Below are 8,627 nucleotides of genomic sequence, written 5' to 3' on the forward strand. Positions count from 1 at the left end.
GAGGCTTTCGCCCCCGACATATGCTCACGAAAAATCTCGACGCAGCCGGCCGCCTTCAGCACATCGGTCTGGGCGTCCGTGACCTGCTCCTCGGTCGAGACGCGGGCGTAGCCGATCAGCCGTCCCTTAACGTTCGATTCCGTCATCGAGAGACGACGTCCGATCCGCCGCGGTCGGAGAGAAGCGTCAGCAGGGACGGGTTCGTGTAAATTTTCTCCCGACCTGCTTCAATTTCCCGGAGAAGCCCGAGGGTCACGAGTGCTTTCAGATAAACCGAGGCAGATTGGCGCTTGGCGATGCCCGCGCCGACCAGGTCGGCGATTCGGCAATAGGGATTGACGAATATGATCTCGGCCAATTCGCGAGAATAGATTTTCGGCAAGCCGCGCCGGATTTGTTCGGCCGTCGCATCGAGCAGGTTACGTATCGCCCAGATTTTCGCGGTCGACCATGTCGCGGTTTCGCGTATGGCGGCGAGCATGAACAATATCCATGGCTCCCATGCGTCATCCGTCGTGACCGCGAGCAGGCTATCGTAGTAGGACTTTTTATTATCAATGATATAGCGGCTCAAATACAGGACGGGAATGTCGAGCAGTCCTTGTTCGACGAGGAACAGCAGATTGAGAACTCGGCCCGTGCGACCATTGCCGTCTGTGAACGGATGGATCGCTTCGAACTGATAATGCAAGATGGCGAGCCGGATCAGCGGATCGACGCTGTCGTCCGCGTGGATGTAGCGTTCCCAATCGGCGAGTTTTTCGCGCAGCAATTCGGCTCCCTCAGGCGGTGTGTAAACCACTCGGCCCGTCGCCTCGTTCAGCAACGCCGTGCCCGGGGTTGCGCGGATATCGAGGTCCACTCCTTTGATGGTCCGACATATCTCGATGGCGCTCCGCGTCGAAAGCGGAAATTCCTTTAGACTCTCGAAGCCCTGATAAAGCGCCGTGCGATAGCGGAGCGCCTCCTTGGTCGCGGGGTCGACGCCGGCTTCCGGCCGATTGGCGAAGCGGAATAGGCGGTCGGCGGTCGTGACGATGTTTTCGATCTCGGAGCTTGCTTGCGCTTCGAGGAGCGGAATCGAATTGATCAGAACCGACGGATTGGGGATCAGCCGGCCAGAGATCTTGAGCTCAGCCAACGCGGAGCGGGCGGCGACGCAGGCCTTGAGAACGGCCTTGGTCTCGATGTCATGGCGCGGCGGCAGGGCCGGAAGGTCATTGTAGGGACGGGCAGGGTCGAACGACATGTCGAAGAAGCCTCTGTCGATCGACAGATTGCTCCCGATATGTCGATGAGATCGACAAATACCGGAAACATGTCGATGATTCGAGTTTCTATCGACATACAAGCTCCAGCGCAATAGGCAAATACATAATTGTATGTGACTACAAATCGGTCGTTTGAAAACGCATCCGAAGGCTGAAGTTCGCCGCCGCCACATAGGGGCGAGCAGGAGAAAGACCCGAAAAGCGGCCTTTTTCGTCGATCTGCGGGCCGAAAGCCGCCTCCAGAGACGTTTCGAGGCTTGCTTTCGGCTGCCGCGGCGACGCTTTTCGATCCGGTCGGCGAAAGAGAAAAAGGCATATTCTATCATTCAAGCTAAATTCGAAATAACTTGAAAAATATCTTGGTTCGCATGGAATTAGAATGTGATTAGATCCCCCCAGCTCTCTTTCATTCGAGCGCCTGCAAACGCCCTTCGAGAGCGCGGCGGACGCCCTCGCGCGTTTCGACGAGCGGCTTCGCTCCAGTCTCGTCGCCGAAGCCTTCGTTCTTCGCGCGCATTTCCACGACGCCTGCGCCGCCTTGTGGCGCGTGGGCGAATTCCTACAACTCGAGGAACTCATGCTCCATGGCGCGGGAACGGACGTGCGTACGCCGCCGCATGAGCTCGTGCGGGCCGCTGAGGCAGGCCGCAGGAGACGGCGTCGGACGTGCGTCTGCGCCAGGAAGCCGGCGCGGGGCAATAGGCTTCATATCGACTTCGATCTTCTCGACGAGGCCGTCTTCCCGGCGGTCGACTATTCGACGCCGGGAGGACTTTCCTGGAACGAGCTCACGACGTTCGTTCATCCCTTCCTATCCGCCGGCTCACTGATCGGCGTCTCGACCGCTTGCTACAATCCCGATAAGGAGGCAGACGACAGATCGTCGGATTTCTCCATCGAGCGCTCGTACCGGGCGACATCGAATGATTGATTTTCGGTCTGGAAATCGTGCGCTTCGACGCGCGTCGCGGAGGATCTGCCGTTATGCGCTTCATCTCGACGACTTATCTGGCGCTGACACATTCGCCGTGTGTTGGCGCGCTCGCGGAGCTGAGCGGCGCCGTCGACGTCGCAACCGAGTGTCCTGCATTTGAGGTATATAAATCGGTGGGATCGAAACGGCGCTTGCCCTGAAACGCCTTTGGTCGTCCCAATTGAAATGCCTCATCGATGCAATTCAACCGTTCTTGTCGACAAGTCGTGGCGATCCTGCCTCCTACTTCAACTCCCGTCTACGCATCCGCGTCAAATCCAAATCGGCTCGAGGCGTCTCGATTTCTGGATAGAGGCTGTAATGGAGCAATAGCGTTCCGTTTCTTATGGCCAGACCATCCTGTTCAATTTGGTGGATGGTCCAAGATTCGAGCTTGTCGCCGACAATTTTCCACTCGCCTCGAGGGATGTTCGCAGACGTCAGAAATGCCTTCGCTAAGCTTCTATACTTGACGATCGCCTTCAGAGAGACTCTGGCGGGAGGCGACGGAGCGGCGGGGCCTGGCGCGTGGGGACTTGCCGCGCTCTGAGGGCGTCTGGTACGGGAAAATATCGGTCGAGACAAAGTGTGCAGATCGACGCCGCCATAATCGCGCGTCGGAGCAACAGAAGCGAATGTCGGCGCCTTCCAGGCAACGCTCGGGCTGGGTATCGGCGTGTCACGCCGAAAATATGCAGACGTAGCGAAAGTTGCAGCCAAGGCGGTCAAAGCCGCTTCGCAAAGCAAGATGATCATCATCAAAGGTGACGGTCGCATACTCGCAGTGAGCGAGCCGAGCACGTTGCCAGAAGTCATAATCGTCCCGAAGCCTCGCTAACTCAAAAGCTCTCCGCCATAGACGTCGAAGCTCAAACTTCCGCAGGTCATGGTCGAGCGCCGATGGTGCGAATAACCAATACTGGTGCAGGCCGCGGAAAAATCAAACGAACAGGCGCCGACCGCGAGCGCCGGATGCCCACACGCGATCCACAACCTCGAACTTCGTATCGCCTTTGCTGCGAGTGGCGGGTTGTTCGAACTCGATCTCCATGAACTCGGCGTTAGCGGTGAGCGTGAGTGTCCTCTCTGTTCCTTTCGAACTGCAATAGTTCTTCGCCGCGATCAGGCCGATCCATAAAAGAATCGCCTGACGCGCTTCATCGAAAGTCCACAAAATCTTCACTCGCATGTCGCCCCGAAGGCGTAGCCGAATCCTAGTTTAACCAAGTCTGGATATCGATAACATGACCAATAGTGATCGCCGTGATTTTCTGCGCCTTCTGGGAGGCGCGACGCTCGCCACGAGCTTTTCACAGAGCATCGAACGCGCTATTGCGTTGCCTGGCAATCATCGCACCGGCACGATTCAGGACATAGAGCACATTGTCGTCCTGACGCAGGAGAACCGCTCCTTCGATCATTATTTCGGCAGCTTGCGCGGCGTGCGCGGCTTCGGCGATCCGCGTTCGGTCTTGCTTCCGTCCGGCAAGCCGGTGTGGCGTCAGCCCTATGCGACCGGCGAGCTTCTGCCCTATCGTCCCGACGCGCATCCGGTCGGCTCCCAATTCCTGGCTGGCACGCCGCACAACTGGCCGGACGCGCACAAGGCCTGGAACAACGGCAAATACGACCAGTGGGTTCCGGCCAAGGGTCCGGTGACAATGGCGTATATGACGCGAGAGGACATTCCTTTCCATTACGCCCTGGCCGACGCCTTTACCATCTGCGACGCTTATCATTGCTCGGTGATGGGAGCGACCGATCCCAACCGTTATTACATGTGGAGCGGCTGGGTCGGCAATGACGGCGCCAATGGCGGACCGGTCCTCGACAATTCCGAAGCCGGCTACGACTGGCGCACCTATCCCGAGCGGCTGGAAAAGGCGGGCGTGTCTTGGAAGGTCTATCAGGATGTCGGAACAGGGCTGACCGCCGACGGCTCGTGGGGCTGGACCGACGATCCCTATATCGGCAATTACGGCGACAATTCTCTGCTTTATTTCCATCAGTATCAGAAGGCCCAGCCGGGCGCGCCGCTCGCCGACAAGGCGAAGACCGGCACCAACATCTCGACCGGCGGGACGCTGTTCGACGTCTTCCGCGACGACGTGCTCCGCAACGCTCTGCCCCAAGTCTCCTGGATCGCCGCGCCCGAGGCCTATTCGGAGCATCCCAACTTCCCGCCCAATTACGGCGCATGGTACATCACGCAAATTCTAGATGCGTTGACCGCCAATCCAGAAGTCTGGAGCAAGACAGTCCTGCTCCTCAATTACGATGAGAACGACGGCTTCTTCGATCACGTCGTGCCGCCGTCCGCGCCGCAATCGGCGTCGCAGGGCCTCTCCACCGTCGACACGACGAACGAGCTCTATCCAGGCGGATCGCACTACGCCGCGGGCCCCTACGGCCTCGGCGCGCGCGTGCCGCTGATCGCCGTCTCGCCGTGGAGCAAGGGCGGCTTCGTCTGCTCGGAAGTGTTCGACCACACCTCCGTCATCCGTTTCATCGAGCAGCGCTTCGGCGTGGTCGAGCCGCAAATCTCGGCGTGGCGCCGCGCCGTCTGCGGCGATTTGACATCGGTTTTCGACTTCACGCGGCCGCGCGCTCGTTTCGTCTCCCTGCCCAGCACGGCCGCCTATGCGCCGCCGGATCGGGTGCGGCACGCGAGCTATGTCCCGACGCCGCCGACGGCGCAAGCCATGCCGAACCAGGAGCCGGGACTGCGCTTTGCCCGCGTTCTGCCTTACGCCCTCCAAATGGAGGGCGAGCTCGACGCGGCAAAGACAACGCTCCAGCTCCGCTTCGCCAACCAAGGCGACGCCGGCGCCTGGTTCCACGTGCGCTCGGGCGACGGCGTGTCCGGTCCGTGGGGTTATACGGTCGAAGCCGGCAAATCACTCTCTGCGAGCCTGAGCGTCCCCGCCGGCGGTCGATACGATTTCTCGGTCTACGGCCCGAATGGCTTCCTGCGCACGTTCAAAGGCGGCGCGGCATATGGCGCGGAGGAGCTCGAAATCCGCAGCCATGTCAGGGCCGAGGAACACGGGCTCGAGCTGTTCATCGTCAATCGCGGTCGCGGCGCCGCGACCGTCACTGTCGTCGACGCCTATACGCGTGAGGCGGTGCGGCGCCACCTTGCGCCGGGCGCGCACATCGAGAAATTCTGGCCTCTGCACGCCAGCTTCGGCTGGTACGACCTGCTGATCACGATCGCGGAGAACACGAGCTTCGAGCGTCGTCTTGCCGGACATATCGAAAACGGCCACGAGAGCGTCAGCGATCCGGCCTTCGGCGGGAACGGCGCGCAGGTCGCCTCGGCATGGCCCGATCACGGCCACGGCCAGGACGATTGAACGAGAGCGCGTCGAGCGGCGGACAACCGCTCCTTCTCTCCCTTCTTCCGATCGAAGCCGGCGTCCGCGCCGGCTTTTCCATGTTCGGCGCGGCGAGGCGCGCGTCAATCTCTACAACATCACCAACACGCATTCGCTGACCGGCGCCAACAGCGTGAAGAACAACGCTTCGCCGACTGTCGGCGTCTATGGCAATGTGGTCTCCGCCAGCGCGCCGACCTATTATGTCGGCCAGGGCTTCTCGGCGACGGCGACCTTCTCGATGGGCTTTTGACCATGCAGATCGATCACGCCTTCTTCCATGAGGTCTGCATCGACATTCTCTACGGATGTCTCGTGCTGCTCGCCTTCGTGCTCATCGAGCGGCTCGTCTATTACGCGCTGCTGGCCCTGCGCGCGCGTGAGATCGGCGCCGCGATAAAGGCCCATGCGCTCGGAACCTCATCGACGCCGAAGCCCTTCGGCGCCGATGAGCTCAGCCGCAGCTTCGCCGAATATGTCGCCGTGCAGAACGAGCCTGGCTGCACGCGCGCCCGCGTCGACTCCAAGGTCAGCGCGCGCCTGTGGATTCTCGACACCATCGTCACCGCGGCGCCGCTGCTCGGCCTGCTCGGCACCATTCTCGGCATCATGGACACGTTCAACGCTCTCTCGTCGGGCGGCGTCTCCGATCCCGCGGCGGTGAGCCGCGGCATCGCGGCCGCGCTCGTCGCCACGGCGGTCGGCATCGGCACTGCGCTCGTCGGGCTGATCGCGCATAATCTGCTGCATCGCCAAGCCGACGTCATCATCGACGGCTTCAAGAGCGCGCTGCTCGCGGCGACGCGCGACAGGCTGCCGGCGGCGGCCGAATAGGAAGGCGCGAGCCGAAGAGGGAAACGTCCATGCCGATCACGCGACGTGAGCTTCTCGCCGGGAGCGCGGCGCTCGCCGTGGGCTTTCCTGCTATCGGCCGCGCCGCGCCGCGCGTGGAGCTGCGTCTGCTCGAGACCTCGGACCTGCACATGTTCGTGCTGGACTGGGATTATTATCATGCGCGGCCGGACCCGACCGTCGGCCTGAGCAAGATCGCGCGCCTCGTGACAGAGGCGCGCGCGCAAGCGCAAAATGCGCTGCTTTTCGACAATGGCGACCTTCTCCAGGGCAGCCCCCTCGGCGATTTCGTTGCGCGGCGCGAGGGAGCCTCCGGCGCGCATCCCGTCTTCCGCGCGATGAATCACATGCGCTATGACGCGGCGACGCCGGGCAATCACGAATTCAACTTCGGATTGGACTTCCTCGAGCGGGCGCTCGCCGGCGCCGGCTTCCCCTATGTGAGCGCCAATATCGAACGCGCCGATGGCGGGGCCTTTCTGCCGCCGTTCCGAATTCTCACGCGGCGGCTCACGGATGACGGCGGCGTCGCGCAGGAGCTGCGGATCGGGGTCATCGGCTTCGCGCCGCCGCAGATCATGATCTGGGACAGAGGCCATCTCGAAGGCCGCCTGCGTTGCGGCGACATGGTCTCCGCCGCGCGTCGCATTGTGCCCATTCTTCGCGCGCAATGCGACATTCTGGTCGCGCTCTGCCATTCCGGGATCGACGCCCGCGCCGCGGTGGACGCCGAGAACGCCTGCCTGCAGATCGCCGCCATCCCCGGCGTCGACGCGATCATGATGGGCCATGCGCATCGCGTCTTTCCCGGACCCGATTACGCCGGCGTCGCGGGCGTCGACGCCGAGCGCGGAACGCTCGCCGGAGTTCCGGCGGTGATGCCGGGCTTTTGGGGCAGCCATCTCGGCGTCATCGATCTGACGCTCGCGCATGATGGCGACCGCTGGGCCGTCGAACGATTTCGGACGGAAGCGCGGCCGATCTTCGTGCGCGAGGCTGGAAAAGCCGTGGCGCTCACGGAGGCCGATCCCGCGATCGCCACGATCGTCGCGCCCGAGCACGAGGCGACGCGACTCTGGGTCGACGAGCCGATCGGCGAGATCGCGACGCCGCTCGTCTCCTATTTCGTCTGGATCGGGATCGATCCCGTCGGCGCGCTCGTCAATGCGGCGCAGATCGCCTATGCGCGGCCGCTGCTCGAGGGAACGCCTCACGAGCGGCTTCCTCTGCTCTCCGCCGTCGCGCCGTTTCGCGTGGGCTACACGCCCGATTCCTATATCGATCTCGACCCCGGCCCCGTGGCGCTGCGCCATGTCGCGGACATCTACCCCTATCCCAACACGCTGGTCGCCGTGCGCGTGACCGGCGCGCAGCTGCGCGAATGGCTCGAATGCGCGGCGCGCGTGTTCCGGCGCATCGATCGCGACGCGTCGGAGCCGCAGCTTCTCGTCGATCGGCGCACGCCCTCCTATAATTTCGATGTGATCGCAGGCGTCGACTATCGCATCGACGTCTCGGCGCCGGCGCGCTACGACGCGAGCGGCAATCTGCGCCGCGACGCCGCGCGCATCGTCGATTTGCGCTATGACGGCCGCGCGATCGATCCAGAGCAGGAATTCATCGTCGTCACGAACAGCTACCGCGCCGACGGCGGCGGCCGCTTCCCCGGCCTCGATGGACGAAACATCGTGCTGCGCGCGCCCGATTCCAACCGCGACGCCGTCGAGCGCTTCCTGCGCCGCGGCGGATCGATCCCCGATGCGAGGCCCTGGTCATTCGCGCCGCTCGGCCGGCGCGTCACGATCGCCTTCGACTCCGCGCCCGCGGCCGCCCGCCTGCTCGCCGCGGCGCCGGGACTGCGCGCCACGAAGCGCGAGGAAGCGGGCTATTCGCGCTACGAATATGATCTCGCTTGAGCCGCGAGATTCCTCGGCGACTCCACTGCGGCCCATCCGAATGCGCCCAGGGCGGTTTTGTCGCAAATCATCATTTCCTCGAGTTGACGATAGCTCATCGGATACGCCACATACCAGCGGACGCCCCACAGGATCACGTCGCGCTCGAAATGGCTGCCTTTGAAATCAATCATTGCTCTATTACGCCTGCCCCACGCCCGGCGATTATAGGCCCAGCCGAGCCGCGAGAAAAATTCGC

Annotated in this window: 7 protein-coding genes and 1 pseudogene; 4 read left to right on the plus strand and 4 right to left on the minus strand. The window is 62.5% G+C overall.

The window, feature by feature from the left end; translation table 11 throughout:
• A partial coding sequence (locus ACT53T_RS02985) for a recombinase family protein (protein ID WP_476160001.1) occupies positions 1-146 on the minus strand: 146 nt, incomplete at its 3' end.
• Positions 143-1,249 carry a protein adenylyltransferase Fic gene (gene fic, locus ACT53T_RS02990; protein ID WP_476159978.1) on the minus strand — a complete coding sequence of 369 codons (1,107 nt, stop codon included), beginning with the start codon at positions 1,247-1,249 and terminating at the stop codon, positions 143-145. The genes fic and ACT53T_RS02985, both read right to left, overlap by 4 nt.
• Before the next feature lie 599 nt (positions 1,250-1,848).
• Here fic and ACT53T_RS02995 point away from each other — a divergent pair.
• Complete coding sequence (locus tag ACT53T_RS02995; protein WP_476159980.1) at positions 1,849-2,202, plus strand: arginase family protein; 354 nt, start codon at positions 1,849-1,851, stop codon at positions 2,200-2,202.
• Between the two features lie 982 nt (positions 2,203-3,184).
• Here ACT53T_RS02995 and ACT53T_RS03000 read toward each other — a convergent pair.
• Complete coding sequence (locus ACT53T_RS03000) at positions 3,185-3,433, minus strand: hypothetical protein (protein ID WP_476159981.1); 249 nt, start codon at positions 3,431-3,433, stop codon at positions 3,185-3,187.
• 55 nt (positions 3,434-3,488) lie between these two features.
• Between ACT53T_RS03000 and ACT53T_RS03005 the strand changes: the two genes are divergently transcribed.
• From ACT53T_RS03005 to ACT53T_RS03015, 3 genes are all read left to right on the plus strand, one after another.
• Positions 3,489-5,600, plus strand: coding sequence for a phosphocholine-specific phospholipase C (locus ACT53T_RS03005; protein WP_476159983.1), 2,112 nt, complete (start codon positions 3,489-3,491; stop codon positions 5,598-5,600).
• A gap of 276 nt (positions 5,601-5,876) precedes the next feature.
• On the plus strand, positions 5,877-6,455 hold the full coding sequence (locus ACT53T_RS03010; protein WP_476159984.1) for a MotA/TolQ/ExbB proton channel family protein: 579 nt from the start codon (positions 5,877-5,879) through the stop codon (positions 6,453-6,455).
• A 29-nt stretch (positions 6,456-6,484) separates the two neighbouring features.
• On the plus strand, positions 6,485-8,389 hold the full coding sequence (locus ACT53T_RS03015; RefSeq protein WP_476159986.1) for a bifunctional 2',3'-cyclic-nucleotide 2'-phosphodiesterase/3'-nucleotidase: 1,905 nt from the start codon (positions 6,485-6,487) through the stop codon (positions 8,387-8,389).
• A gap of 68 nt (positions 8,390-8,457) precedes the next feature.
• Here ACT53T_RS03015 and ACT53T_RS03020 read toward each other — a convergent pair.
• Positions 8,458-8,562: pseudogene (locus ACT53T_RS03020) on the minus strand (IS6 family transposase); the annotation flags it as partial.
• Positions 8,563-8,627 lie beyond the last annotated feature (65 nt).

Source organism: Methylosinus sp. DMC45 (assembly GCF_056313885.1).